Raw genomic sequence first — 25,483 nt, 5'->3', positions numbered from 1 at the left:
CCCGCGGCCCCGCCCGTCACACGACCAGCACCCCCAGCAGGGTGATACCCGCCAGGAACCAGGCGACATAGTCGCCGACATGGCCGGAGTGCAGCCGGCGCAGCGGTGTGGTCCAGCGGGCGGGTTCGGCGCCCAGGGGACGGCGCACGGCGAGCAGGGCGAGTCCCACGGCCAGCGCGGTGGCCAGCAGGTCCCACAGCACCCCGGCCGTGGACCAGTGCGGCGGGGGAGTGGCCGCGGGCTCCGTCGCCCGGCCGTGCAGCACGGCCGCGAGGTAACCGGACTGGTCGGTGAAGGCGTCGGCGGCCTGGCCGGTGCCGGTGCGCAGGCCCGGGACCAGTCCGACCGCCAGAGCCGCGGCGAGCAGCACGGCGGGCACCGCGAGCATGCTGCCCGGGACCCGGATGAGCCGTCCGCCGCGGGTCTCCGGCTCCTCCGCCTTCCCTGTGGTCTCCTCGACGGACTCGTCCTCGGCGGCGTCGCCCTGTTGGGACGTGGCGGCGCCGCTGCCCGCGACCGGCCCCAGGCCCAGGAACACCCGCGCCCCGGCCCGCAGCACCGCGCCCCCGGTGGCCGCCGAGACCACCACGAACAGCGCGGTCGCCCAGCCGCCCGCCGCCTCCTCGGTCACGGCCTTGCCCAGCGCGGTGCCGAACGGCGGCAGCCCGGCCAGCGCCAGCCCGCCGATCCCGAACAGCGCGCCCACCCACGGCAGTTCCCGCCCCTTGCCGTGCAGCTCGGGCTCGTCGACGCTGCCGAACCGGTCCAGCAGAATCCCCACACAGGCGAAGAGCGCCGCCTTCACCCCGGCATGCGCCAGCACGTACAGCGCGACACCGCCGAGCCCCTCCGGGGTGAGCACCGCGAGACCGATGAGGAACAGGCCGGTGTGCGCGACCGTGGAATAGGCCAGCAGCCGCTTGAGATGGCGCTGGAGCCCGCACATCACCGCACCGAGCACCGCCGTCAGCGTCCCCAGGGCCAGCAGCGCCCGCTGCGCGTCGGGCGCCGGGATGCCGCCGGGGCCCGTGAAGACCGTCCAGTAGACCCGGGCGATGCCGTACACGCCCAGCTCGACCATGACCCCGGACATCAGCATGCACACCGGTGTGGGGGCCACCGCATGCGCGTCGGCCAGCCAGAAGTGGAACGGCACCGCCGCGGCCTTGACGAGCAGTCCGGTGGCGATGAGGACGAAGGCGGCGATCACCAGCGCGTCCGGGCCGCCGGGGTGCGCGTCGAGGGCGCTGCCGATCTGGGCGAGGCCGAGTTCGCCGGTGCGGGCGTAGAGCAGAGCGATGCCGGACAACGTGGTGTAGGCACCGAGAGAGTTGACGACGCCGAACACCAAGGCCCCCTGGACGGCGCGGGCCTCCTCGACGCGGTAGCCGGTCAGGGCGTAGGCGACGACCCCCATCAGCTCGAAGAAGACAAAGGCGTTGAACAGGTCCCCGGCCAGTGCGAAGCCGCACATGCCCGCCTGGAAGAGCAGCACCAGGGCGGGGAAGGAGGCCGCGTGGCGCCGTGGGGGCTCGTCGAAGTACCGCCAGGCGTAGGCGAGTGCGGCCACCACCAGCAGCGAGACCAGGGTGGCCAGACCGAGGCCGATACGGTCGCCGACCAGCACGATGCCCACCCCCGCCCCGCCGTGCGGCCGCCAGCCGCCCAGCCATTCGAGGGGCCGGGCGGTGGACGAGGGGGTACCGGCCGACGCGGCCAGCGCGAGTGCCGCCGTGGCCGCGGCGAAGAGACACCCCAGCACCTCGGCGGCGGACCGCGGCAGCCGCCGGCCCGCGCCCACCAGCAGCGCCGCCCCGAACAGCGGGACGGCCACGATCAGCGGAAGCATCCGGTCGACGCTCACCCCCGCAGCTCCGAGAGCTCGTCCGGGTCCACCGTCCGGTGCCGTTTGGCGACCTGGATGACCAGGGAGAGCAGCAGCGCGGTGACGGTCGCCCCGATGACGATGTCCGTGAGGGTGAGGGCCTGCACGACGGGGTCGACGACGGGGCGGGAGCCCGGCGCGATGTCGGAGAAGACCGGGGCGGTGCCGCCGTCCCGGTAGCCGATGGCGAGCAGCAGGACATAGGTCGAGGACTGGCAGACGGCGAGACAGCCCACCGCGTGGATGAGGTTGCGGCTGGTGGCCAGCCCGTAACAGCCGATCAGGAACAGCCACCCGGCGATCAGATACGGCAGCACACTCATGTCCCGGCCTCCGCCCCGTCGTCCCGGTCCCCGCTCTCGATCTCCACGGCCTGGTCCAGGAAACGGGCCAGCAGAACGACCACCCCGCAGGCCACCTCCACGCCGATGGCGGCGTTGAGCAGCGGGACGGTGCCGCCGGAGGAGAGCGTGTTGAAGGTGCCGTAGGGAAGGAAGTTGGTCAAAAACGCCGCCCCCGTCACCAGCGCGGCCGTGCCCACCAGCAGATAGGCGGCCTCCCCGGCGGCATCCGCCACCTCGTACAGGCCGACCGGCCGGATCCGCTCCAGCGCCCGGTAGTCCACCGCGATATAGAGCAGATGCAGCGCGGTGGCGGCGACGATACCGCCCTGGAATCCGCCGCCGGGGCTGAGCTGGCCGTGCGCGATGACGTACAGGCCGATGAGCAGGGTGACGGGCAGCGCGATCAGTGCATAGCGGCGGACCGGCGGCGCGACCGTGGCCGGCTCCGGCGGCAGCCGGCCCTCGTCCCGGGTCTGGCGGAGCAGGACGACGGTGCCCACCACCGCGCCGAACAGGAGGGACTCCTCGCCCAGGGTGTCGAAGGCGCGCTGGTCGAAGTTGACCGAGGAGACGGTGTTGGCGGCGTGCCGGTCCAGCGCGGCATGCACGGCCCGGTCGCCGTACGGGTGCCGGAGCCCGCCGAACGCCGGCAGGTCGAAGCACGCCAGCACGAACAGAACGGCCACCCCCAGTCCGCCGACGGCCAGCACCCACCGCCGCAGCCCGCTGCTCATTCGTGCTCCTCCCGGCGCTCGCTGCGCGCCTTGCGCCGCACCTTGCGTACCGACAGCAGCACCATCAGCGGGGTCAGCGCGGAGCCCACCGCCAGCTGGGAGAGCGCGACATCGGGGGCCTGAAGCAGCAGGAAGACCAGGGCCAGCGCCAGGCCGAGCAGGGACAGCAGAAAGGACTGCCGCACCGGATCGCGCACCAGGACGGTGGCGGTTCCGGCGGCGGCCACCAGGAGCAGGCCGAGCAGCAGCGGCAGATCGTCAGCCATCGGACATTCCCTCCGCCGGTCCGGTCCGGCCGTGCCCCGCGGTGACGGCGGCGGTCACCGCACGGGCCGCCACCCGGCTTCCCAGCACCAACAGCACGCCGATGACCAGCAGTTTCACCGTGGCCCTGCCGGGGCCGGTGGCCACACACAGCGGCAGCACCACCGCGGGCACGGCCGTATAGCTCAGCGCCGTCACCGCGAGCAGCGAGCGCGGCCGCGGCGGACGGGCCGCCAACTGGTCGGCGAGCAGCCGCACATACAGCAGGGTGCCGGCCGGCCCCAGCACCGCGAGCACCAGCGCCGGATCGGTGTACGCCGGGCGGCCGTAGCCCTGGGCCAGCAGCAGGATCACCAGGCTGAGCAGGGTGGTCGCCAGGTTCTGGGCGGGCACCCGCCGCCGGACCGGACCGGTGGCGGCGCCGATGGCGGCCGGGGCGACCCCGCACAGCAGCAGCGCCGTGGCCGCGGCGGTCCACCCGCTCATCGGCCGTCGACCGCACGCCGCGCACCGCAGGCAGCAGCGGCGGCGAGCAGCGCGGCGCCGGCGCCGACCGCCCACTCCAGCGTGTCGACCGTACCGATCAGCACGATCCACAGTCCGGTCAACACCGCCCACCAGCCGATGAGTTCGGCGCCCGTCGTCAGCCATCGCGCCATCCGCGCACCTCCTGAGGCCCCGGGTACCCGGGCCTCAGGCTCACATGCGGGGACCGGGCCGCCCCGTCACCGCGCCGCGCGTTACTCCGTCGGAGGCGGGGCCGCCACCGGGCCCCCGTCAGCCCGCCCAGGTCCAGTCGGCGACCTCCGGCAGATCGGTGCCGTGCTCCCGGATCCAGGCGTGGTGGCGGGTACGGGCGTCCGCCATCTCCTGCCGCAGCGCGACGGCGCGCACCCCGAGGCCGGGCACCCGGTCCACCACGTCCATCACCAGCCGGAACCGGTCGAGATCATTGCGGACGACCATGTCGAAGGGCGTGGTCGTGGTGCCCTCCTCCTTGTAGCCGCGGACATGCAGATTCCGGTGTCCGGCGCGGCGGTAGCAGAGCCGGTGGATCAGCCACGGGTAGCCGTGGTAGGCGAAGATGACCGGCTTGTCGCGGGTGAACAGTGCGTCGTACTCGGGGTCCGGCATACCGTGCGGATGCTCCCCCGACGGCAGCAGCCGCGCCATGTCGACGACATTGACCACCCGCACCGCCAGCTCCGGCAGATGCCGGCGCAGCAGAGCGGCGGCGGCCAGCGTCTCCTGGGTGGGGACGTCCCCCGCGCAGGCCAGCACCACATCGGGGTCGCCGCTGCCGTCCTCGGTGCCCGCCCACTGCCAGGCGCCGGCGCCGCGTGCGCAGTGGGTGCGGGCCTCGTCGAGGGTGAGCCAGTCGAAGCCGGGCTGTTTGCCGGCCACGATCACATTGACGTAGTCACGGCTGCGCAGCGCATGATCGGCCACCGAGAGCAGGGTGTTGGCGTCCGGCGGCAGATAGACCCGGACCACCTCCGGGCTCTTGTTGAGGATGTGGTCGACGAAGCCCGGGTCCTGGTGCGAGAAGCCGTTGTGGTCCTGCCGCCAGACATGTGAGGTGAGCAGGTAGTTCAGCGAGGCGAGGGGCCGCCGCCAGGGGATCCGGCGCGCGGTCCGCAGCCATTTGATGTGCTGGTTGACCATCGAGTCGACGATATGAGCGAACGCCTCGTAGCTGGAGAAGAGCCCGTGCCGGCCGGTGAGGAGATAGCCCTCCAGCCAGCCCTGGCACAGATGCTCGGAGAGCACCTCCATGACCCGGCCGTCGTGGGCCAGATGCTCATCGGTGTCCAGTGTCTGTGCCTGCCAGGCCTTTCCGGTGGCGTCGTAGAGCGCCTCCAGACGGTTGGACGCGGTCTCGTCGGGGCCCACGACACGGAAGTCGCGGCGCTCCGCGGTGGCGTCCATGACCGCTTGCAGCAGCCCGCCCAGCACCCGGGTCGGCTCGTGCAGCACGGTGCCGCGCTTGTCGACCTCCACGGCGTACCGCTCCAGCGGCGGCAGCGGCAGGTCCCGCACCAGCAGACCGCCGTTGGCGTGCGGTGAGGCACCGAGCCGGCGCGACCCCTCGGGCACACACGCCAGCACCTCGGGGCGCGGCCGGCCCTCCGCGTCGAACAGCTCGTCCGGCCGGTACGAGCGCAGCCACTCCTCCAGCTGCCGCAGATGCCCGGCGTCGTCCCGTACGCCGGGCAGCGGGACCTGGTGGGAGCGCCAGGTGCCCTCGACGGGCTGCCCGTCGACCTCGTGCGGACCGGTCCAGCCCTTGGGGGTGCGCAGCACGATCATGGGCCAGCGGGGGCGCTCGGTGACCCCCTCGTTGCGGGCCCGGTGCTGGATGGCGGCGATCCGGTCCAGGGCGTGGTCCATGGCGGCGGCCAGTTCCTGATGGACCGTCGCCGGATCGTCGCCGGTGACATGGATCGGGTCATGGCCGTAGCCGCGCAGCAGCGCGTCCAGTTCGTCCTGCGGGATCCGGGCCAGCACCGTCGGGTTGGCGATCTTGTAGCCGTTGAGATGCAGCAGGGGCAGCACCGCGCCGTCGTGCACCGGGTCCAGGAACTTCGTGGCGTGCCAGGACGCGGCCAGCGGGCCGGTCTCCGCCTCGCCGTCGCCGACCACACAGGCGACCAGCAGCTCCGGATTGTCGAATGCCGCGCCATAGGCATGGGTGAGGGAGTAGCCCAGCTCGCCGCCCTCATGGATCGAGCCCGGGGTCTCCGGCGCGACATGGCTGGGGATGCCGCCGGGGAACGAGAACTGCCGGAACAGCCGGGCCATGCCCGCGGCGTCCCGGCTGACATCGGGATAGGTCTCGGAGTAGGTGCCGTCCAGCCAGGAGTTGGCCACCACGGCGGGACCGCCGTGCCCCGGCCCCCATACGCACAGGGCGTCCAGGTCCCGGGCCTTGATGACGCGGTTGAGGTGGGTGTGCACCAGGTTCAGGCCGGGCGAGGTGCCCCAGTGGCCCAGCAGCCGCGGCTTGATGTGCTCGGGGCGCAGCGGCGCCTCCAGCAGCGGATTGGCCATCAGATAGATCTGCCCGACGGCCAGATAGTTGGCGGCCCGCCAGTGGGCGTCGAGCCGTCGCAGCTCGGCGGTGTCGAGGGGCCCCGGCGCCGCCGGGGCCCCCGTCGTCCCTGCCGGGGTTTCCGCGTCGTGCATCTCAGCTCCTCCTCAGGGTGGCGTGTGCCGGGTGGGTCAGTCGGGTGGCTCCGGCGCCGGGTGGACGTCCGGCTTCGTGCCGGGCGGCTCCTGCGGGGCCGGGCCCGGCTCGTCCGGTTCCGGCTCGGCTGGGACCGGGTCCCGTGGCAGCGGTTCGGGCTCGCTCGGCACCGGCCCCGGCCCCTTGGGCTCCGGCTCGGTGTTCATGGCGTCAGCGGTCATCAGGGTCATAGCGCTCTCCTTCCTCTCCATCGTCCGTCCAATGCCCGCGGTCGGCCCGTTCAAGAAATCAACCGAAGGGCGCGCGAACGGCAGGGGCGGAAGGGAGCGTTACGGGGAGGGGCCACGGCCCACGGGCCGGTACGTCTCAGTACACGTCGCGGACGTAGCGCTTGTCGGCGGCGAGCTGTTTGACGTAACCGGCGGCCGTCTCCTCCGCCAGGCCGCCGTGCGCGACGGCGATGTCCCGCAGCGCGCGGTCGACATCCTTGGCCATCCGGGACGCGTCACCGCACACATAGAAATGCGCGCCGTCCTGGAGCCAGGACCACAGCTGGGCGCCGTGTTCGCGCATCCGGTCCTGGACATAGACCTTGGCCCGCTGATCGCGGGAGAACGCGGTGTCCAGCCGGGTGAGCAGCCCGTCGTGGCGCAGCCGGCCGAGCGCGTCCTCGTAGTAGAAGTCCGTGGCGCGCCGCTGCTCCCCGAAGAAGAGCCAGTTGGGGGCGCGGTGGCCGCGGGCCCGCCGCTCGTCGAGGAAGCCGAGGAAGGGCGCGACGCCGGTGCCGGGGCCCACCATCACCATCGGGGTGGCCGGATCGGCCGGCGGACGGAAGTGGGCGGTGCGCTGGACGAAGACCGGTACCGGGCTGCCGGGCTCGGCATCGGCCAGAAAGGTGGAGGCCACGCCCTTGCGCGGGCGGCCGGCGCGGTTCTCGTAGCGGACCACGGAGACCGTCAGCCGGAGCAGCCCGGGATCGGTCAGCGGGCTCGACGATATGGAGTACAGCCGGGGCTGGAGACGGGGGAGCAGACCGGCCCACTCCGCTGCACCGGCCCGGACCGGGAATTCCGCGAGCACGTCGACGGCCTGCCGGCTCCAGGTCCACTGGGCCAGCTCACCCTTGTTGTCGGGCCGCAGCAGCTTCTTGAGGACCCGGTCACCGGTGCGTTCGGCGACGAGCCGGAGCAGTGCGGGGGTGATCCTGGCGATGTCCAGATGGCGGTGCAGCGCTTCGCCCAGCGGCACCGTGCCCGGCCCCGGGAGCTCTACGGGGGCGGCGGGATCGAGCCCGGTGACGGCCAGCCATTCCGCGACGAGGTCCGGGCAGTTCCGCGGCAGCACGCCGAGCGCGTCGCCCACCTCGTAGTCCAGCGGGGTGCCGTCGCCGTCCCGGGTGTCGAGGGTGAACTGGCGCACCTCCTTGGTGGCCCCGGCCCGGCTCAGCAGTTCGTTGCCGACGAGGCGGGCGGTGGCGGGCGCGGCCTTGGAGGGCCGGGCGGGGCCGCCGGGCGCCCGGCCCGGAGCGGCGGGAGCCGGGACCGTCCCCGGTGGCGCGCCGGCCGCGGCCCCCGTCCCGGCACCGCCGTCCGCCGCCCCGCCGCCGTCCGGCTCCGCACCGCCCTCCGGCTCCGCGTCGGCCTCCAGGGCCGTGAGGACCTGGTCGAGCCACTGCCCCGCCGGCTGCTCATAGTCCGGTTCGCAGTCCGTACGGGGCACCAGCCGCTTCGCGCCCAGCTCGGCGAGGCGGGCGTCGAGGCGGCGGCCGTGGCCGCAGAAGTCGTCGTAGGAGGAGTCTCCCAGGGCGAGGACGGAGTAGCGCATCCCGTCCAGCCGGGGCGTGTCCGGCGCGTTCAGGGTCTCCCAGAAGCCGGTCCCGTTGTCGGGGGCGTCGCCGTCGCCGAAGGTGCTGGTGACGATGAGCAGATCGGCGCCGCGCGGCAGGGCGGCCGGTGCGCTGTCGTCCATGCTGAGCAGCGTCGCCGCCCGTCCGCTGCCGGTCAGCCGCCGGGCCGTGTCGGCCGCGACCTCCTCCGCATTGCCCGTCTGGGAGGCCCACAGGACGACGACCGTACGGGCGGCCGGGGCGTCGGCCGCTTCGGCGGGAGCCTCCGCCGGGTCCGCGGCCGTCGACGGCCGGGTGTCCGCCGTGCGGGAGAACATTCCGGCCAGGACGCCGTTGACCCACAGCGCGCTCTCCGGGCTGAACGGGGCGTGGGACGGCAGCACGGGAGTGCCGACGGCGGTGGCGGGTCCGGAGCTCAGCCCGGCGAGAAAGCCGGAGAGATAGCGCCGTTCGTGCGCGGCCAGCGTCGGCGGGGCGGGTTCGCCGAGCCCGAACACCCCGGCCAGCACCGCCGTCGCCGCCTCGCGGCCCTGGTCCGCCGCGGCTCCGGACCCGCCGCCGGTCCGCCCGGCACCCGCCCCGCCCGCGACCCTGGCCAGCGACACCGCGCAGACCTTGAACTCGGGCTGGAAGGAGATCGGGTCGACCGCGTCATGGGTCACCGCGTTGACGCTGAGGTACTCGCCGAACAGGTCGTTCCAGTGGAACGGCGCGAAGCAGTTGCCGGGCCGTACCCGGTCGGTCACCACGGCGGGCAGCACCGCCCGGCCGCGCCGCGAGGCGACCTCCACCGTGTCACCGTCCGCGAGGCCCAGCGCCGCCGCGTCCTGCGGATGCAGCTCCACGAACGGGCCGGGGTTGAGCTTGTTCAGCTTGGCGACCTTGCCGGTCTTGGTCAGGGTGTGCCACTGGTGGGGCAGCCGCCCGGTGTTCAGCACGTACGGGAAGTCGTCGTCGGGCATCTCGGCCGGCGGGAGGTGCGGCCGGGCGAAGAACACGGCCCGGCCGGTCGCGGTGGGAAAGGACAGCCGGGGCCGGGTGCCGTCGGGCCGCTCGTCCAGGGTCTGGCTGACGCCGTCGTTGAGGTAGCGCACCGGGTTGCGGTCGGGCCCGTCGATGGCCGCGCTGGGCCACTGGACCGGGGTGTCCCGCAGCCGCTCATAGGTCACTCCGCGCAGGTCATAGCCGGTCCGCGGGTTCCAGGCGCGTTTGATCTCCTCGAATATCTCCTCCGCGCTGTGGTAGGTGAAGGCGTCCTCGTAGCCCATCGCACAGGCGATCCCCGCGATGATCCGCCAGTCCGGCCAGGCCTCGCCCGGCGGGTCAGCGGCCGGTTGCACCAGCGTGAGGTTGCGCTCCGAGTTGACCATCACGCCCTCGGCCTCGGCCCACATGGCCGCGGGCAGTACGACATCGGCGTAGGCGTTGGTCTCGGTCTCCGCGAAGACGTCCTGGGCGACCACGAACTCCGCGGCCTCCAGCCCCTCGATGACCGTCCGGCGGTTGGCGACCGAGGCGACAGGGTTGGTGCAGATGATCCAGCACGCCTTGATGTCGCCGTCCGCCATCTGCCGGAACATCTCGACGGTGCCCTGCCCGGGCCCGTCCGCCCGTACCGTCCCCGGTTCCAGGCCCCACAACTCCTCGGCGAAGGCACGGTCCCCGTCCACCAGCGTCGACCGCTGGCCGGGCAGCCCCGGCCCCATGTAGCCCATCTCGCGGCCGCCCATCGCATTGGGCTGGCCGGTGAGCGAGAACGGGCCGCTGCCGGGCCGGCAGATCGCTCCGGTCGCCAGATGCAGGTTGACCAGGGCATTGGTGTTCCAGGTGCCATGGGTGCTCTGGTTCAGGCCCATGGTCCAGCAGCTCATCCAGTCATCCGCCTCGCCGATCCACTCGGCGGCCCGGTGCAGGTCCGCCTCCGGAATCCCGGTGAGCTCCGCGACCCGCGCGGGCGGATAGTCCTGGAGGAAGGCCGGCATGGCCTCCCAGCCCTCGGTGTGCTCGGCGATGAACTCCGCGTCCACGTGGCCGTTCTCGACCAGCAGATGCAGCAGACCGTTCAGCAGCGCCAGATCCGTACCCGGCGCGATCTGGAGAAACAGATCGGCCTTGGCCGCGGTGGCGGTACGGCGGGGATCGACCACGATCAGCTTGGCGCCCGCCTTCACCCGTTCCATCATCCGCAGGAAGAGGATCGGGTGGCAGTCGGCCATGTTGGAGCCGATGACGAAGAAGACGTCGGCATGCTCGAAGTCCTGGTACGAGCCGGGCGGGCCATCCGCGCCCAGCGACAGCTTGTAGCCGCTGCCCGCGCTCGCCATGCACAGCCGGGAGTTGGACTCGATGTGCCGGGTGCGGACAAAGCCCTTGGCGAGCTTGTTCGCCAAGTACTGGGCCTCCAGTGTCATCTGGCCGGACACGTACAGCGCCAGGGCGTCCGGGCCGTGCTCGTCGACGATCTCGCGCAGCCGCCCGGCGGTCTGTTTGACCGCCGCCGTCATCGGCTCGGCCACCGGCTCGGCGCCGCGGTCCGCGCGCACCAGGGCGGCCGACAGCCGCCCCGGCGCGGCGAGCAGCTCGGCGCTGGTCGCGCCCTTGGTGCACAGCCGGCCGCCGTTCGCCGGGTGGGCCTTGTCCCCGGCCGCCTTGCGGACCGTCCGCCGTCCCTCTTCGTCCGTCGCGACATCCAGCACGATCCCGCAGCCGACCCCGCAGTACGAGCACGCCGTCCGCACCTGCGTGAGGTGCTCTGCCAGCGGTTCCGGTGCGGTCACGGACGGTCCCCTTCGTGGTCGGAAGCTTGTTCCGACCCTACGAACGGCCCGTTAACCGGGTGTCACGGCAAGCGATCATCCGTCGTTACGGCGACCACACAGTCCCCCTTAGCGCCCCGTGAGAACCGGCCGGGGGGCCGCCTTTCAGGGCACGAGGGTGTCCAGCGGCACGCCCGGATCGGCCAGCTGCCCGGGGTCGACGGCCTGCCCGCTCAGCACCAGCGCCTTGATCGGATCGGTGACGTCCCAGACGTTTACATTCATCCCGGCCAGCACCCGTCCCCCGGAGCACCAGAAGGCGATGAACTCACGGGCATCGACGTCCCCGCGGAAGACGACCCGGTCATAGCCCTCCGGTTCGGCATAGCCGGTGTACTCCATGCCCAGGTCGTACTGGTCGGTGAAGAAGTACGGCAGCCGGTCGTAGCGGACGTCCTGGCCCAGCATGGCCCGGGCGGCGGTCTGCGGCTGGTGGAGGGCGTTGGCCCAGTGCTCGACGCGCAGATGCCGGCCCAGGACCGGGTGGTAGGCGTTGGCGACATCGCCGGCGGCGAAGACATCGGGGTGCGAGGAGCACAGCCGCTCGTCCACCACGACCCCGTTGTCGACCTTGAGCCCCGCCGCGGCGGCCTGGCTGGTGTTGGGGGTGATCCCGACTCCGACGATCACCGCATCGGCCCCGATACGGCTGCCGTCGGCCAGCAGGACGCCGTCCACCGCACCGTTTGTGCCGGTGATCTCCGCGACCTGGACGCCACAGCGCAGCTCGACCCCGTGATCGGTGTGCAGCTTGGCGAAGACCCGGGCGGCCTCGGGGCCCAGGACCCGCAGCAGCGGCAGCGCCGCGGACTCCAGCACGGTCACCTCGACGCCGGCCGTGCGGGCGGCGGCAGTGGTCTCCAGGCCGATCCAGCCGGCGCCGATCACCACGATCCGGGACGCGGACCGGAAGAGCTCCTTGAGGCGGTCGCTGTCCGGCAGCCGCCGCAGCGAGTGGACCCCGTCCAGGTCCGCGCCGGGCACCGGCAGCGGGCGCGGGGTGGAGCCGGTGGCCAGCAGCAGCTTGGCGTAGCCGAGCCGGCTGCCGTCCGCGAGGGTCACCTCGTGGCCGGCCGGGTCCAGGGCGGTGACGGCCTGGCCCAGCCGCAGGTCGACCTCGTGCTCGGCGTACCACTCGGGCGGATGGACATAGGCCGACTCCCGCTCGGCGGTGCCCAGCAGATAGCCCTTGGACAGCGGCGGCCGCTCATACGGCCGCTCGTGCTCGTCGCCCACCAGCACGAGCGGGCCGTCGAAGCCCTCCTTGCGCAGTGTCTCCGCGGCCTTGGCGCCGGCCAGCCCCGCTCCCGCGATCAAGAATGCCGTGTTCCGGCCCATGTCCCGCTCAGCTCCTTCGGACGATCGGTTTCCCCGTCATCCGTTCCCGCCCGGAGCGCCGGCAGGCACCGCCGATGGTGTTGCCGTCACCCCGGGGGCGTAGCGGGCGGCCCGGATCAGGCCCCCGCTGCCGCGCCGGGCTCCGCCGCGCCGAGGAAGTGGAAGCCGGGGTGCGGATGCATCAGGAAGTCATGGTGCGAGATGTTCCAGGCGTACGCCCCGGCCACTCCGAACACCACCCGGTCACCGGCCCGCAGCCCCGGCGCCGGGACCGCGCGGGCCAGTACGTCCTTCGGGGTGCACAGCTGCCCGGTGACGGTGACCCGGTCCCCCTGGGCCACCGACCGCGGCCAGGGGTGCGGCCAGGGCGCGTCGGACGGCAGCACCGTGCAGGGCTGGTCGTGGCCCTTGGTCGCGGGGGTCCGCAGATGGTGGGTGCCGCCGCGCACCACGGCGAACTCCTCGCCGTGGCTGTGCTTCACATCCAGCACCTCGGTGGCGTACCAGCCGCAGTACGCGGTCAGCGCCCGCCCCGGCTCGATCCGCAGGGTGAGACCGGGGTGGGCCGCGGCGAGCCGGTCCAGGCCCGCGCCGTAGGCCGCCCAGTCGAAGCGGCGCTCCGGCGCGGCGTAGTCGACCGCCATCCCGCCGCCGATGGTCACCTCGGAGAGCGGAATCCGGTGCCGCGCGGCCAGCGCGGCGGCCCAGGTCACGATCGCCTCCGCCACGCCCAGCTGCTCCGGCGCCTCCAGGCCGCTGGCCAAGTGGGCGTGGATTCCGCGGAGTTCGAGGTGCGGGTAGGTGCCGTCGGTGAGCAGCGCGACGACCTCAGCGGCCTGGTCGGGGTCCAGTCCGAAGGGGGTCGGGCGGCCGCCCATGGCGAGCGAACTGCCGTCCAGACAGCCGTCGTCGACCGGCAGATTGAAGCGCGCCAGCACCGCGATCCGGCGCTCCGGGGCGAGCCGGGCGGCCAGGTTCGCGAGCATATGGATCTCGTACACGCTCTCCACATGGAAGCGCCGCACCCCGCACTCCAGCGCCTGGGCGACCTCCGCGGGGGTCTTGCCCGGTCCGCCGAAGGCGAGCGGGGCGCCGGGCACGGCCTTGCCGGTGTGCGCCAGTTCGCCGCCCGAGGAGACCTCGTAGCCGTCGACGTACGGGCGCAGGGCGCCCAGGATCTCCGGCTCCGGGTTGGCCTTGGCCGCGTAGTAGAGCTCCACGCGCTCGGGCAGCGCGGCCCGGACCCCGGCCACATGCGCGCGCAGCGCCGTCAGGTCGTAGAGGTAGGCGGGCAGTTCCTCGGGTGCGAGGCCGTGGACGCGGTCGCGGACCGCGGCGGTGGGGGCGAGGCCGGGGGTGGTCATCGGGCGCTCCAGGGGGTGGTGTCGTCGGCGCGCACGGCACCGGACAGAACGGCCTCGGCCAGCGGCGAGGGCAGCAGGACATAGCCGGCCTCACGGTCGGCCTTGCGCTCCCAGCGGGTGAGCAGATTGGCCTTGGCGGGCAGCGGGACACCGGCCAGCAGGGCGGCCAGCCGGGGCGGGCAGCCGTAGCGGTCCGCGTGGGTCTGAAGGGTGCGGCGCACCTGCGCCCACAGCTCCGCCTCGGTGCCCGGGTGCAGATCGGCGAGCGCGGCGAGCATCTCGGCGACGTGGTTGACCAGCAGGCAGTACACGACCCGGTCCCAGCCGCGCTGGGCGTCGTAGGTCATCGGGGCCGCGACCTGCTCGGGCAGCGACGCCAGCAGCTCGGCGTGGTGCTCGGGGACCAGCTTGGTGCCCTCCAGGTCACGGAAGAGGACCTGGGCGGGCATCCCGTCGCCGTCGACGCAGACCAGCACGTTCTGGAGGTGCGGTTCCAGCACCAGACCGTGGTCGAAGTAGGCGGCGAGCACCGGCGGGAGCAGCAGATTGAGGTAGGCGGCCCACCAGTCCAGTGCGGCCTGCGGTCCGGCGCCGTCCAGGAGCCGGGAGACATGGGCCGGGCTGGTGGGGTACTCATCGGCGACGGCGGCCGCCAGCAGCGGGGTGGTGCCGGGCAGCAGCCGCTGGGAAAGGCCCTCGCGGACGATGACGCCGAACCCTTCGAGCAGGCCGGTGTCCGGGCGGCCGTCGGCGCCGGGCAGCGCCAGGCTGCGATAGGCGGGTTCGCGCAGCACCGCGCTGCCGGGGAACCGGGTGGCGAGATCGGCGAGCGCCGGCGCCAGCAGCCGGGTGAGGGCCACCGCCCCGGACAGCTCGTAACTGGCGTTCTTCCGCAGGCAGTTGGTGATCCGGACGTTCAGGCTGAACTTGAGGAACGCCTCGCCGTCGTAGAGCGTGCGCACGGACGCGGTGGCGGCGAACGGCGCCCCGCCGGTACCCAGGACACGGATGTCGTCGCGGTCCAGCGCCTCCCGCAGACCGGCGTGGTCGCGCAGCAGCTCGTACTGCCAGGGGTGGACCGGCAGCAGCCGGTAGCCGTCCGGCACCTCGGAGTGCAGCGCGTCCAGCGGGGCGGTGGCGCCCTCCTCGGCCGCTTCCTCGGCGATCAGTTCCTCGCGCACGGCGAGCAGCAGCAGCGGGAAGGCGGCCCCGGTCTCGGGCGCGTACGACTGCCAGGCGGCGGGATCGCCGGTGCGGGCCTTGGGGGTCGGGTGGAAGCGGTGGCCGAGGATCAGCGACTGCTCGGAGGTGACATAGGCGGCCTGCCAGTCCTCCGCGTCGTGCTCCCCGGTGCCCGGCTGCCGCTCCGTACGGGCGGCCAGCGCAGTGGAGACGGCCTGGTGGCTGGAGGCGATCTGGGCCAGGAACTCCTCGTTGTCCACGCCGGTCCGCAACGACAGCTCGGCGTGCACGTACTCGGCCAGCCGGCGCCAGCCGACCTCGGCCCAGCCGCCGTCGGTCTGTGCGGACACCGGGCCGGTGAACCGGTGCGCGCCCAGCAGCGAGGTACGGCGCAGCGCGACCCGCAGCAGCACCCCGCGGCGCGGCAGCCGGATCAGCAGCCGCCCGTTGTCGACTGCGGTCTGGTGCTCGGGTCCGGACACCTCGCGCAGCAGGCAGTTGAGCAGGGTGTGCGCCACGGCCTGGTCGGCGGTGGGCAGCCCGGCGGGGGCGGCGGGTGCCACGGTGGGGCCGGGGGAATTGGTCAGCGGAGGCATCGCGGGCTCCTGCGGGTGCGGGGGAGGCGGGAGAGCAGAACAGGGGCGGCGGTCGCGAGGACGGTGACCAGGGCGATCGCGGTGCCGGTCAGGACGGGCGCGGCCGGGCCGAACCAGTCGTTGCCGACCGCGGCGGCCACACCGGCCGCGACCGCGCCGGCCTTGGAGAAGAATTCGATCGAGCCGAACAGCCCGCCTGGGGCCCGGCCCTTGGCACAGTCCGCGGCCAGCACGGACAGACAGACCAGACCGAGGGTGAGTCCGGCACCGAGTACCAGGCGGACCGCGACGAAGCCGGTGAGCGAGTCCACCAGGCCGTGTCCGGCCAGACCGAGCGCGATACAGCCGAAGCCGATACCGATACCGAGCCGGGGGCGGGTGCGGAAGACGGTGTGCACCGCCATCGCCGCGACCAGGTAGCACATGTGGGGCAGGGCGAACAGCACGCCGGACACCATGGGGCCGGTGCCGGGAATCCGTTCCTTGATGAGGGAGATCAGGTAGGGGAAGGAGATGACGGTGGAGAAGACGAAGGCGAACTCCAGGGCGTAGAGGGCGCGCAGGGACGCGACCGGGGCAGGCCCGGCCGGCTCCGCCGCCGTCCCCGTCCCGGCCACCGTCTCCGGCGTCTGCACGGCATCGGCCTCCGCCACCGCCTCGGCCTGCCGCGCCGCGGCGGCCGGGGCTCTCGGCGGCTCCGGCAGCGCCGCGAGCATCACGGCCGCGGTCAGCGGCAGCACGGCCAGCAGGGCGTACTGGCGGTGCGGCGACAGCCACGGCGTCAGCGAGCCGACCACGATCGGGGCGAAGACCAGGGCCGCACGGGCACTGCCCTGCATCAGGGTGAGCGCCCGGGACAGCGCATGGCCTTCGAGCGCCGCTCCCAGATAGCCGTTCGACGCGGCGAAGGTGCCGCCGAGGATGCCCTGGAGGACCAGCGCCGCGACGAACGTGCCCATCGAGTCGGCCCAGCCGGCCAGCAGGAATGCCAACGCCAGTCCCAACTGCGCCCGCAGTAGCAGCCGTTTGCGTCCGAAGCGGTCCGCGAGCCGCCCCCACAGCGGTGCGCCGATGGCACCGAAGATGGTGGGGACGATGTAGAGCAGTCCGGCCCAGCGGGCGGCTCCGTCGCCCAGCTCGGGCAGGATCTCGGTGAGGTACGGCGGCAGGCCGAGGGCGGCGAACGACGCCACGAAGTAGCAGCCGGCCACGGCGTGCACCTGGCGGCGGCCCAGGCCCGGGCGGTCCTTGGTTTCGACGACGGCCGGTTCGACCTGGCGAGAAGAGATGGTCCTCATCGGGAAGTCCCCGTCGGAAGCAGGTAGTTGGGGCCGGTGGTGTAGTGCTTGTTGATGTCGGCCGCGCCCGAACGCTCCTTGGAGAGCAGCGTCCCGGCGCTCACCATCGCCTTGATGGGGAGGTGCGGGGCGTCCAGGACGTGGGCGCGCAGCGCGGCGCCCGGCTCGCCCGGGGCGGTGCCCAGCCGTTCGACGGCCTCGGCGAGCCGGTCGCGGACCAGCCCCAGCAGCCGCGCGAGCGGCGCCCGTCCGTGCCGGGCGAGTCCGAAGGCGTACGAACCGGCGCACAGGTGGACGGTGATGGTGGTGAACAGGTCCAGCACCGGCCGGTCGCTCTCGGCGAAGATGCGTGGGTCGGCGAAGACCGCGGGGTCCGGGGCGTCGGCTCCCAGCGTGTCCCGCAGCCGGGCGGCGTTGATCCGCGGCCCGTCGTTGTCCTTGAACAGCAGCCGCAGCCGGGCGCCGTCCGCCGTGCGGTCCCACACCAGCGAGATGTTCTGCTGGTGGGACTCCAGCGCGATGCCGTAGCCGAAGAGCGTGGTCTGCCAGTCGAAGAGCAGGGTGAGGCAGGCGTCCAGCAGGGCGAGCGGATCGCCGCCGTAGAAGCGGTCGGCGAGGTGGTCGATCACCAGCCGCCCGCCGGGCGCCCGGCTCAGCAGTGCGGCCATCGGCACCACGGCACTGTCGTCCAGTCCTGCGGGGTAGCGGCGGCACAGCACGGTCAGCAGCTCGTGGTCGGCGTGCGCGTAAACGGTCTCGTCGGCCAGCAGGACCGACTCCCGGAAGCGCGGCTCGTGGGCGATCACGGTCTCCAGCAGCCGCTGCCCCTCCGCGCCGTCGATGAGCGTACGGGGCTTGATGGTGCGCCGGTTCCGCAGGCCCAGCGTGGCGGTGGCCAGCGGCAGCTTCAGATGGAGCCGTGGATCGGCGTCCAGTGCCACGGTGCGCATCGACAGGGTGGGGACGACGCCGACCACGGCGCGCTCGGACAGCACCGCGTCGCCCGCCAGGCCCGATTCGCGCAGCGCACCGTCCAGCGGGTCGCCGAGCGTCAGCGGGTGGACGGGGAGGGCGAGATGGCTGTCGTCGAGGTGGGCGAGGCCCAGCTCGGCAGGCGTCGGCCAACAGGCCGGCAGCCTCGCCTCGCCGCCCTGAAGGGTGACCGCGGCGCGCGGCAGGGCGAGCCAGCGCAGCGCGAAGTCCGGGCGGAACTCGGGTGCGTAGGCGCGCAGTTGGGCCTCGGTCAGTCCGGACCGGCCGCGGGCGGTCGGGTAGACGGGGTGGTCGAGCCGGGCGGCGAGCGTGTCGTGGGCCAGACCGTCCTTCAGCCCCAGCCAGCCGGCCGGGTCCGCACCATGACGAACCGTCAGCTCGTCCTCGGCCGCGTCCCGGGTCCGGGTGTGCAGCCGCATCGTCGCCAGGGTCTGGCGGCACTCCTCGGCGAAGGCGTCGAAGCCCTCGTGGTCGGCCGGATCGGCCGGCGCGCGGAGCGCCGTGAGAACCTCGTCGACCGTGGTCAGCCGGGCGCCGTCGGACTCCCGTACGAGGAGCGGCAGCCGCGCCGTGTACGCGCTCTGGTAGCCGTCCTCACCGAGGGGCAGCAGCAGCGCCCCGGCGGTCTCGTCGGCGGGCAGCCGCAGCCAGGGGCCGTCCGGCCGCTCCAGCAGCGTGCCGCGGGTGCGCAGGCCGACCACGTCCTCACGCAGCAGCGCGCCCAGGACGCGCAGCAGCAGTCCGGATTCCTCCGCGTCCGCCGCGGCCCGGCCGGTTGCGGTGTCGAGCGCGGCGGTCACGACGATATCTCCCAGCGCTCGGCCGCGAAGAACGCGTCCGACACCCGGTCCACGGCGCCCCGGTCGGTGCCGGTGGCCCGCAGTACGCCCAGGTAGTCGCGGTTGGTGCGGTAGTGGGGGTGCTCGGTGCCGGTCTCGCGCAGCGGCCGGTAGGTGAGCCGTACGCCGTCCACCGTCCGGTCCGCGGCGGCGGGCGCCGCGGTGAGCGTCCCGGCCCGGTCGGCGCAGGCGTAGTCCACCCGGCCCGCCCCGTCGCGCCGCGCGCCGAGGTCGGCGGGCAGCGGCTCGCCCATATGGGTCCGCAGGATGTGTTCGAACAGGGGGATGTCCAGGACCTGCGCGAGCATCAGGTCGCACTGGTCCCCGATGACGCGGTAGTTCACCTCGATGAGCCGCGCGCGGCCCTCGTGGACCACGAATTCCGTGTGGCAGGCGCCGAACCCGACGCCCAGCGCGTCCAGTTGGGCCAGCACCTGCGCCACCACGGGCTCGGGGTGGGCGGCGACGAAGTCGAGCCGCTCCTCGATGAAGGCCGGCGGGGCGGAGACCGTGGTGTGAAAACCGCCCAGGACATGCCGTACGCGGCCGTCGCCCAGGGTCTCCAGGGTGTAGAGCTCACCGGCCAGGAACTCCTCGGCGACCAGCGCCGCCTGCGGGCGCCGCGCCTGGATCTCCTTGGCGAGCATCACCAGCTCCTCCGGTCCTTCGGCGAGCACCACATCCTCGCTCGCCACGCCCTCGCGGGGCTTGACGACGCAGGGGTAGGGCAGGCCGGCCGCGGTGAGCGTGGACGGGTCCTCGCCGGGGGCGAGCTCAGCGGACCGTACGGTGTCGACTCCGGACGCGGCGAGATGGCGGCGCATCTCGGCCTTGTTCTTGGCGCGCAGTGCGGCCCGCCAGTCCTTGCCGGGCAGCCCGAAGTACTCGGCGGCCAGGGCCGCCTGGGTCTGGAGGTGGTCGCTGTTGGTGAAGACCGCGGCGGCCGGGTGGTGGGTGGCTATTCGGGTGATGACGGCGCGGAAGTCATGGACGTCGCACTCCAGGACCTCGGTCTGCGGGGAGACCCGCCGGTGCGCTTCGGGCTGGTCCGTCAGGACCGTGAGATCGAGGCCGAGGCGGGCGGCGGCGGGCAGGAATCCATCGGTGACCGAGTCGGTGGGGTTGAGGGCGAGCAGGTACATCCGCATGAGCGGGGCCCCTTCGGGGTCGAGGTGGTGCGGGACATCAGGGCGGGGGCGGGCCGGGGGACGGCGGCCCACCCCCGGGTGGACGGCCGGCTCAGCCCTTGGGCAGCGCCACGCCGGCGGCCTTCGCCACATCGGCGAGCATGTGCTCGGCGGCCTGGATGCCGATACCGGACATCCAGGTCTCGTCCGGCACGTTGAAGACCTTGTGGTCCTTGACGGCCTTGAGGTCCTTCCAGACCGGGTTGGACGTGACGTCCTTCTGCTGGGTCTTGTCCGGGTCGTCCGCGACGGTCACGAACACCAGGTCGGCGTCGGCCTTGTCGATCTGCTCCGGGCTGACGTCCAGCATCGTCTTGACCGGGTCGGTGGAGCTCTGGGACTTCGGCCGGGCCAGGCCGATGTCGTTGAGGACCACGCCGCTGTAGGAGGACTTCTGGTAGAGGCGGGTCGGGCCGGCCACGAAGCGGACCACGGAGGCCGACGGCATCTTGCCGTGGTTCTTCTTCTTGATGGCCTCGCCCAGCGCCTTGGCCCGGTTCTCGTAGGCCTTCAGCTTCTGGTCGGCCTCCTTCTCCAGACCCAGGGCCTTGGCGTGGACCTTCAGATTGGCCTTCCAGGGGCCGCCGGTGGTCTCGGTGAAGACCGTCGGCGCGATGGCCTTGAGCTTGTCGTAGATCTTCTCGTGCCGGACCTTGGAGGACAGGATCAGATCGGGCTTCAGCATCGCGATCTTCTCAAGGTTCGGCTCCAGCAGCGGGCCGACGTCCTTGACGCCGCCGATCTCGTCCTTGAGGTACGTGGGGAAGCCGCCCTCGGTCTTCATGTGCGGGGAGACCGCGCCCACGGGCTTGATGCCGAGGGTGGCGACATCGTCCAGCTCACCGGTGTCCAGGACGACCACGCGCTTGGGCTTGGCCGGGATCTTCACCGAGCCGCCGATGACGCTCTTGACCGTGCGCGGGAAGCCGGCGCCGCCCTTCGCCGCGTCGTCGCCGTCCGAGGACGCGCCGCCGCCGCATGCGGTCAGGGTCGCGGCGCCCACGGTGGCGGCGAGCAGGGCGGCCGGCAGCCGGCGGCCGGCAACAGCAGATCTCATGAGCATGAGGGTTCGACTTCCTTCAGGGGGAGCGGAAAGGGAAGTGCTCGTGGGGGAGAGCGGGTTCGGGTCAGGCGGAGACGGCGGTGTGCCGTTTCGCGCTGCCCTTGGGGACGACCAGCGGGGTGCCGGTCTCGGGGTCGGGGATCACCCGGCAGTCCACGTCGAACACGGACTTGACCAGCTCCGCGTCGAGTACGTCCGCCGGGGCGCCGGCCGCCGCCAGCTGCCCGTCCTTGAGGACCACGAGATGATCCGCGTAGCGGGCGGCCTGTCCGAGGTCGTGCAGCACCATCACCACGGTGCGGCCCGCCTCGGAGTGCAGCGCGGCGACCAGGTCGAGGACATCGAGCTGATGCCGCAGGTCCAGGAAGGTGGTGGGCTCGTCGAGCAGCAGCAGATCGGTGTCCTGGGCCAGCGCGAGCGCGATCCAGGCGCGCTGCCGCTGACCGCCGGACAGCTGGTCGACGGGCTGGTGGCGCAGTTCCTCGGTGCCGGTGCGCCGCAGCGCCTCCTCCACCGCCTGCTGGTCCGCCGCCGACCAGGGGCTCAGCAGCCGCTGGTGCGGGTAGCGGCCGAGCCGGACCAGCGCCTCGACGGTGATCGCGTCGGGGGTGACCGGCTGCTGCGGCAGCAGCCCCATCCGCAGCGCCAGTGCACGGGCCGGCATCCGGTGGATATCGGCGCCGTCCAGCGCGACGGTGCCGGCGGCCGGCGCCAGCAGCCGGGTCAGCCCGCGCAACAGGGTCGACTTTCCACAGGCGTTGGGGCCGACGACGGCGGTGACGGCGCCGCCGGGCAGCACCAGGTCGAGGCCGCCGACGATCAGCCGGTCGCCGTAGCGCAGGTCGAGTCCGTGGGTGGAGAGCTGGTTGGCGGTCATCGGACACTCCTGTTCACGGAACTGCTCTGACGGATCATCAGCACCAGCAGCCAGGGCGCGCCCAGAGTGGCGGTGACCACTCCGACCGGCAGACCGCTGACGGGCAGCAGATACTGCGCCACCAGATCGGAGGCGAGCAGCAGTACGGCACCGGCGAGGGCGGACAGCGCCAGCGTCCCGGCGGTCGGCGGCCCGGCGAGGAACCGCACCATGTGCGGGACGGCCAGCGCCACGAAGGCGACCGGTCCGGTCAGCGCGGCGGCCAGCGAGGCCAGCACGATGGCGATGACCAGGATCTGGAGCCGGGCGGTGTGGGTGTTGAGGCCCAGCGTGCCGGCCGAGTCGTCGCCCAGGTCGAGGACGGCGAGCCGGCGGTGCAGGACGAAGGCGAGGGCGAGGCCCACGGCCACCGCTCCGCCCGCGGACCACACCTCGGTCCAGGTCCGCCCGTACACCGAACCCGTGGTCCACTGAAGCGCCGAACCGGCCAGCTCGGTGGGGAAGCTGACGACCATGAAGCTCACCGCCGCCGACAGCCCGGCCTGTACGGCGAGCCCGACCAGCACCAGACGGGTCACGCTGGTGCCGGAGCGCCAGCCGAAGACCCCCAGCAGCACCGCGGCCAGCAGCCCGCCGCCGAGCGCGGCCAGCGGCATCATCGCCTGCGAGGCCCCGGCGGCCAGCATCGCCACCGCGCCGAACGAGGCGCCGCCGGTCACCCCCATCACATCGGGGGAGGCGAGCGGATTGCGGAACAACCGCTGCAACAGCGCACCGCCCACGGCCAGGCCCGCGCCCGCGACGATCGCCGCGACCATCCGCGGCGCCCGGAACTCCTGGACCACCAGCACCGTGCCCGGCTCACCGGCACCGAACAGCCCCTTGACCGCCTCGACGGGCGGCAGCGGCATCTCCCCGTTGGCCACGGACACCGTCACCAGTGCGCAGAGCACCACCAGACCGGCGAGCCCGACCAGCGGAATCCGGCCGCGTCCGGCCCGGCGCCCGGTGGCCGGGGCCGGCGTGGGGGAGCCGAGCGGCTTCGCGCTCCGTACGACGTCGTTCATCGGGCCACCTTCCGGGCCAGCAGCGCCAGCAGCGGCGCGCCGAGGAACGCGCTGATGATGCCGACCTGTAGCTCGGACGGCCGGATGACGAGCCGTCCGAGGATGTCGGCGCTGAGCAGCAGCAGCGGTCCGGCGATCAGACAGCCGGGCACCAGCACCCGGTGGTCGGAGGTACGCAGCAGCTGGCGGACCAGATGCGGTGCGGCCAGCCCGATGAAGGCCAGCGGACCGGCCACGGCCACCGCGGACCCGGCGAGCAGCACGACGGCCAGACCGCCGACGGTGCGGATCCGGGACACCGGCACGCCCAGCGCCTGCGCCGAATCGTCGCCCAGCGCCAGGGCGTTGAGGGCGGGGGTCAGGGCCAGCGCGACGACCAGGCCGATCACCAGGGTCGGCAGCACCGGGTAGAGCACCGACAGCGGGCGCTCGGCCAGCGAACCGGCCAGCCAGAACCGGGCCTCGTCCAGCGACCGCTTGCTGGCCAGCATGACCGTCGACGTCCAGGACAGCAGGACGAGTTGCAGCACGGTGCCGCCCAGCGCGAGGCGCACCGGGTCGAGGTCACCGGCCCGCCGGGCCAGCGCCTGGGCGAACAGCGCGGCGGCCGCGGCGCCCGCGAAGGCGAACCAGACGTACTGCACGGGCCGGGTCAGATGGAGTGCGTAGATCGAAGTGACCACCGCGAAGCCCGCGCCCGCGTTGATGCCGAGCGTGGTCGGGGAGGCGAGCGGATTGCGGGTGATGCCCTGCACGACCGCTCCGGCGACCCCGAGCGCGGCGCCGACCGCGAGCGCCACCACGGTCCGCGGTACCCGAAGCCCCGTCACCACCAGGGCGTCCGGCCCGTGGGCGGCGCCGGTCAGCGCCTCCCATACGGTGGACAGCGGTACGGATCGGGCGCCGAGGGCAAGGCTGAGGGCGGCGCAGACCGCCAGTGCGCCGAGCCCGGCCACGAACAGCGGGACGCGCCGCAGGACGTGCGCGGCGGGACGCGGATCGGGCACAGGGGGTGCGGTGGCAGGAGGTTTGGTCGTCGACACGCGTCGTTACATTAGGTTAGGCATACCTAATACTGCAAGCGCGTGTTCGGTAAACGGTCAACTATCCCTTTTGTCGGGCAGTCGACCTCCCCGCTGCGGCGATCAGCGCCCCGACCTGGGGTGACCTACCCCTCCCTGCCTCCGCCCACCCTTCCCCGATGAGGGCGCGTCAAGAGCCGATGCGGCCCGTGGGGTTGATGTCGCCCCGCCAGTGCCTCCATTGCAGGTGCGCAGGCACCGTGTTTCTCTGGTGGGTGGATCTTGTGGTTCCGCACCCGGCCGAGGAGCGCCATGCACTCCACCACTCCGCGCATCGCGATCATCGGTGCCGGACCCGGCGGACTGACCTGTGCCCGGGTGCTCCAGCGGAGCGGCGTACCCGTCACGGTCTTCGCCCATGAGGCGCCGGCCGCCGCCGACCCGCAAGGCAGCGCTCTGGAACTGCGGATGACCACTGCTCGGACCGCACTGCGGGCGGCCGGACTGTACGAGGAGTTCACCGCCATCGCCCGCCCCGCCGGGCAGGAACTGCGGCTGCTCGACCACACCGCGACCGTGCTCCTCCAGGACGCCCCCGCCCCCGGCGGTCCCGACCGCACCGAGGTCGACCGGGCCGCACTGCGCCGTCTGCTGCTGGCCTCCCTCACCGCCGGAACCGTGCACTGGGGCAGCTATCTGCGCACCCTGCACCCGCTCGGAGACGGCCGCCACCGGGCCGAGTTCGACGACGGCCACACCGAGACCTTCGACCTGGTCATCGGTGCCGACGGAGCCTGGTCCCGGGTGCGGCCGATGCTCTCCGAGGACACCCCGCACTACTCCGGTGTCACCTTCGTCGAGACCGGGATCGAGGATGCCGACGGCCGCCACCCGGACCTCGCCCGTCTCGTGGGCGACGGCGGCCTGCTGGCGCTGTCCGCCGGCAAGGGGCTGCTCGCCCGGCGGCACGGCCGGGGCCGCCTCCTGGTGTACGCCGGGTTCCGCGGCTCCCAGGACTGGGCGTCGGCGGCCGGTGTGCGGATGGCGGACACCGAGGCCGTGCGCGCCGTACTGCTCGACGGGTTCGCCGGGTGGGACGACCGGCTGCTGGCGCTGCTGCGGGACAGCGACGGCGGGTTCGTCAACCGGCCGCTGTTCGCGCTGCCGGTGCCGCACACCTGGACCCACACCCCGGGCCTGACCCTGCTCGGCGACGCCGCGCATCTGATGACGCCGTTCGCCGGCGGGGGCGCCGGCCTCGCCATGCTCGACGGCTGCGAACTCGCCCAGGCGCTGGCCGAGGGCGGCGACCCGGACGCGGCGGTACGCGCCTACGAATCCGCCCTGCTGCCCCGCGCCGCACAGGCCGCCGACCACGCCGCCCGCGCCCTGTCCGAGGCCTTCGCCCCCGACGCCCCGGAGAGCGCGCTGCGCTTTCTGTGTAACGACCGCGAACGGTGACAGCGGCCGGACTGCCCCCTGACCGCGCACCGTGACGGCGGCCGGACTGTCGCCCCCGGCCGCACACCGCGGCCGCCCTCCGGTTGCGGCCCCGCCGTGCCCATCGGACGATCGGCAGCG

Annotated in this window: 20 protein-coding genes; 1 reads left to right on the top strand and 19 read right to left on the bottom strand. The window is 73.2% G+C overall.

Annotation, left to right across the window (positions count from 1 at the left end):
- Window positions 1-16 precede the first annotated feature (16 nt).
- From CP981_RS05395 to CP981_RS05310, 19 genes are all read right to left on the bottom strand, one after another.
- A complete protein-coding gene (locus CP981_RS05395; protein WP_085923988.1) occupies window positions 17-1,864 on the bottom strand; it encodes a complex I subunit 5 family protein in 1,848 nt (615 codons plus the stop codon).
- On the bottom strand, window positions 1,861-2,208 hold the full coding sequence (locus tag CP981_RS05390; RefSeq protein WP_042160297.1) for a sodium:proton antiporter: 348 nt from the start codon (window positions 2,206-2,208) through the stop codon (window positions 1,861-1,863). Before CP981_RS05390 ends, CP981_RS05395 begins: the two co-directional genes overlap by 4 nt.
- On the bottom strand, window positions 2,205-2,963 hold the full coding sequence (locus tag CP981_RS05385) for an MnhB domain-containing protein (protein ID WP_085923987.1): 759 nt from the start codon (window positions 2,961-2,963) through the stop codon (window positions 2,205-2,207). Before CP981_RS05385 ends, CP981_RS05390 begins: the two co-directional genes overlap by 4 nt.
- A complete protein-coding gene (locus CP981_RS05380; protein WP_085923986.1) occupies window positions 2,960-3,229 on the bottom strand; it encodes a Na(+)/H(+) antiporter subunit B in 270 nt (89 codons plus the stop codon). The genes CP981_RS05385 and CP981_RS05380 overlap by 4 nt, the downstream gene beginning before the upstream one ends.
- On the bottom strand, window positions 3,222-3,713 hold the full coding sequence (locus tag CP981_RS05375) for a monovalent cation/H+ antiporter complex subunit F (protein ID WP_085923985.1): 492 nt from the start codon (window positions 3,711-3,713) through the stop codon (window positions 3,222-3,224). The genes CP981_RS05380 and CP981_RS05375 overlap by 8 nt, the downstream gene beginning before the upstream one ends.
- Entirely contained in the window at window positions 3,710-3,886 is a 177-nt protein-coding gene (locus tag CP981_RS37555) for a hypothetical protein (protein ID WP_167536058.1), read from the bottom strand. Before CP981_RS37555 ends, CP981_RS05375 begins: the two co-directional genes overlap by 4 nt.
- A 118-nt stretch (window positions 3,887-4,004) precedes the next feature.
- A complete protein-coding gene (locus tag CP981_RS05370) occupies window positions 4,005-6,413 on the bottom strand; it encodes a phosphoketolase family protein (protein WP_085923984.1) in 2,409 nt (802 codons plus the stop codon).
- Window positions 6,414-6,449: 36 nt separating this feature from the next.
- Window positions 6,450-6,644, bottom strand: a complete 195-nt coding sequence (locus CP981_RS05365) for a hypothetical protein (RefSeq protein ID WP_085923983.1) — start codon at window positions 6,642-6,644, stop codon at window positions 6,450-6,452.
- 136 nt (window positions 6,645-6,780) lie between these two features.
- Window positions 6,781-11,037, bottom strand: coding sequence for a bifunctional nitrate reductase/sulfite reductase flavoprotein subunit alpha (locus tag CP981_RS05360; protein ID WP_085923982.1), 4,257 nt, complete (start codon window positions 11,035-11,037; stop codon window positions 6,781-6,783).
- Window positions 11,038-11,181: 144 nt separating this feature from the next.
- Complete coding sequence (locus tag CP981_RS05355; protein ID WP_085923981.1) at window positions 11,182-12,414, bottom strand: NAD(P)/FAD-dependent oxidoreductase; 1,233 nt, start codon at window positions 12,412-12,414, stop codon at window positions 11,182-11,184.
- Window positions 12,415-12,530: 116 nt separating this feature from the next.
- Window positions 12,531-13,778, bottom strand: coding sequence for a type III PLP-dependent enzyme (locus CP981_RS05350; RefSeq protein WP_085923980.1), 1,248 nt, complete (start codon window positions 13,776-13,778; stop codon window positions 12,531-12,533).
- Window positions 13,775-15,556: an IucA/IucC family protein gene (locus CP981_RS05345; protein ID WP_085923979.1), complete on the bottom strand. Its 1,782-nt coding sequence runs from the start codon at window positions 15,554-15,556 to the stop codon at window positions 13,775-13,777. The genes CP981_RS05350 and CP981_RS05345 overlap by 4 nt, the downstream gene beginning before the upstream one ends.
- Complete coding sequence (locus CP981_RS05340; protein WP_085923978.1) at window positions 15,544-16,854, bottom strand: MFS transporter; 1,311 nt, start codon at window positions 16,852-16,854, stop codon at window positions 15,544-15,546. The genes CP981_RS05345 and CP981_RS05340 overlap by 13 nt, the downstream gene beginning before the upstream one ends.
- Window positions 16,851-18,647: an IucA/IucC family protein gene (locus CP981_RS05335; protein ID WP_085923977.1), complete on the bottom strand. Its 1,797-nt coding sequence runs from the start codon at window positions 18,645-18,647 to the stop codon at window positions 16,851-16,853. Before CP981_RS05335 ends, CP981_RS05340 begins: the two co-directional genes overlap by 4 nt.
- A complete protein-coding gene (locus tag CP981_RS05330) occupies window positions 18,644-19,834 on the bottom strand; it encodes an ATP-grasp domain-containing protein (protein WP_085923976.1) in 1,191 nt (396 codons plus the stop codon). Before CP981_RS05330 ends, CP981_RS05335 begins: the two co-directional genes overlap by 4 nt.
- A 91-nt stretch (window positions 19,835-19,925) precedes the next feature.
- Window positions 19,926-20,936: an ABC transporter substrate-binding protein gene (locus CP981_RS05325; protein WP_085923975.1), complete on the bottom strand. Its 1,011-nt coding sequence runs from the start codon at window positions 20,934-20,936 to the stop codon at window positions 19,926-19,928.
- Between the two features lie 64 nt (window positions 20,937-21,000).
- Window positions 21,001-21,813 carry an ABC transporter ATP-binding protein gene (locus CP981_RS05320; protein WP_085923974.1) on the bottom strand — a complete coding sequence of 271 codons (813 nt, stop codon included), beginning with the start codon at window positions 21,811-21,813 and terminating at the stop codon, window positions 21,001-21,003.
- Window positions 21,810-22,880, bottom strand: coding sequence for a FecCD family ABC transporter permease (locus CP981_RS05315; protein ID WP_085923973.1), 1,071 nt, complete (start codon window positions 22,878-22,880; stop codon window positions 21,810-21,812). The genes CP981_RS05320 and CP981_RS05315 overlap by 4 nt, the downstream gene beginning before the upstream one ends.
- Window positions 22,877-23,887 carry a FecCD family ABC transporter permease gene (locus CP981_RS05310; RefSeq protein WP_085923972.1) on the bottom strand — a complete coding sequence of 337 codons (1,011 nt, stop codon included), beginning with the start codon at window positions 23,885-23,887 and terminating at the stop codon, window positions 22,877-22,879. Before CP981_RS05310 ends, CP981_RS05315 begins: the two co-directional genes overlap by 4 nt.
- A 327-nt stretch (window positions 23,888-24,214) precedes the next feature.
- Here CP981_RS05310 and CP981_RS05305 point away from each other — a divergent pair, with 327 nt between their 5' ends.
- Window positions 24,215-25,363, top strand: a complete 1,149-nt coding sequence (locus tag CP981_RS05305) for an FAD-dependent oxidoreductase (RefSeq protein ID WP_085923971.1) — start codon at window positions 24,215-24,217, stop codon at window positions 25,361-25,363.
- The last annotated feature ends 120 nt before the right edge of the window (window positions 25,364-25,483 follow it).

Origin of the sequence: Streptomyces platensis (assembly GCF_008704855.1) — a bacterium.
Taxonomy (GTDB): Bacteria; Actinomycetota; Actinomycetes; order Streptomycetales; family Streptomycetaceae; genus Streptomyces; species Streptomyces platensis.
This window is presented reverse-complemented; position numbering and strand designations above follow the sequence as displayed.

Excerpts from the sequence above, each read along its gene's own strand:
- CP981_RS05320 (WP_085923974.1), bottom strand. The coding sequence starts at position 21,813 with ATGACCGCCAACCAGCTCTCCACCCACGGACTCGACCTGCGCTACGGC.
- CP981_RS05340 (WP_085923978.1), bottom strand. The coding sequence starts at position 16,854 with ATGAGGACCATCTCTTCTCGCCAGGTCGAACCGGCCGTCGTCGAAACC.
- CP981_RS05365 (WP_085923983.1), bottom strand. The coding sequence starts at position 6,644 with ATGACCCTGATGACCGCTGACGCCATGAACACCGAGCCGGAGCCCAAG.
- CP981_RS05355 (WP_085923981.1), bottom strand. The coding sequence starts at position 12,414 with ATGGGCCGGAACACGGCATTCTTGATCGCGGGAGCGGGGCTGGCCGGC.
- CP981_RS05390 (WP_042160297.1), bottom strand. The coding sequence starts at position 2,208 with ATGAGTGTGCTGCCGTATCTGATCGCCGGGTGGCTGTTCCTGATCGGC.
- CP981_RS05315 (WP_085923973.1), bottom strand. The coding sequence starts at position 22,880 with ATGAACGACGTCGTACGGAGCGCGAAGCCGCTCGGCTCCCCCACGCCG.
- CP981_RS05385 (WP_085923987.1), bottom strand. The coding sequence starts at position 2,963 with ATGAGCAGCGGGCTGCGGCGGTGGGTGCTGGCCGTCGGCGGACTGGGG.
- CP981_RS05325 (WP_085923975.1), bottom strand. The coding sequence starts at position 20,936 with ATGCTCATGAGATCTGCTGTTGCCGGCCGCCGGCTGCCGGCCGCCCTG.
- CP981_RS37555 (WP_167536058.1), bottom strand. The coding sequence starts at position 3,886 with ATGGCGCGATGGCTGACGACGGGCGCCGAACTCATCGGCTGGTGGGCG.
- CP981_RS05330 (WP_085923976.1), bottom strand. The coding sequence starts at position 19,834 with ATGCGGATGTACCTGCTCGCCCTCAACCCCACCGACTCGGTCACCGAT.
- CP981_RS05305 (WP_085923971.1), top strand. The coding sequence starts at position 24,215 with ATGCACTCCACCACTCCGCGCATCGCGATCATCGGTGCCGGACCCGGC.
- CP981_RS05345 (WP_085923979.1), bottom strand. The coding sequence starts at position 15,556 with ATGCCTCCGCTGACCAATTCCCCCGGCCCCACCGTGGCACCCGCCGCC.
- CP981_RS05375 (WP_085923985.1), bottom strand. The coding sequence starts at position 3,713 with ATGAGCGGGTGGACCGCCGCGGCCACGGCGCTGCTGCTGTGCGGGGTC.
- CP981_RS05350 (WP_085923980.1), bottom strand. The coding sequence starts at position 13,778 with ATGACCACCCCCGGCCTCGCCCCCACCGCCGCGGTCCGCGACCGCGTC.
- CP981_RS05380 (WP_085923986.1), bottom strand. The coding sequence starts at position 3,229 with ATGGCTGACGATCTGCCGCTGCTGCTCGGCCTGCTCCTGGTGGCCGCC.
- CP981_RS05370 (WP_085923984.1), bottom strand. The coding sequence starts at position 6,413 with ATGCACGACGCGGAAACCCCGGCAGGGACGACGGGGGCCCCGGCGGCG.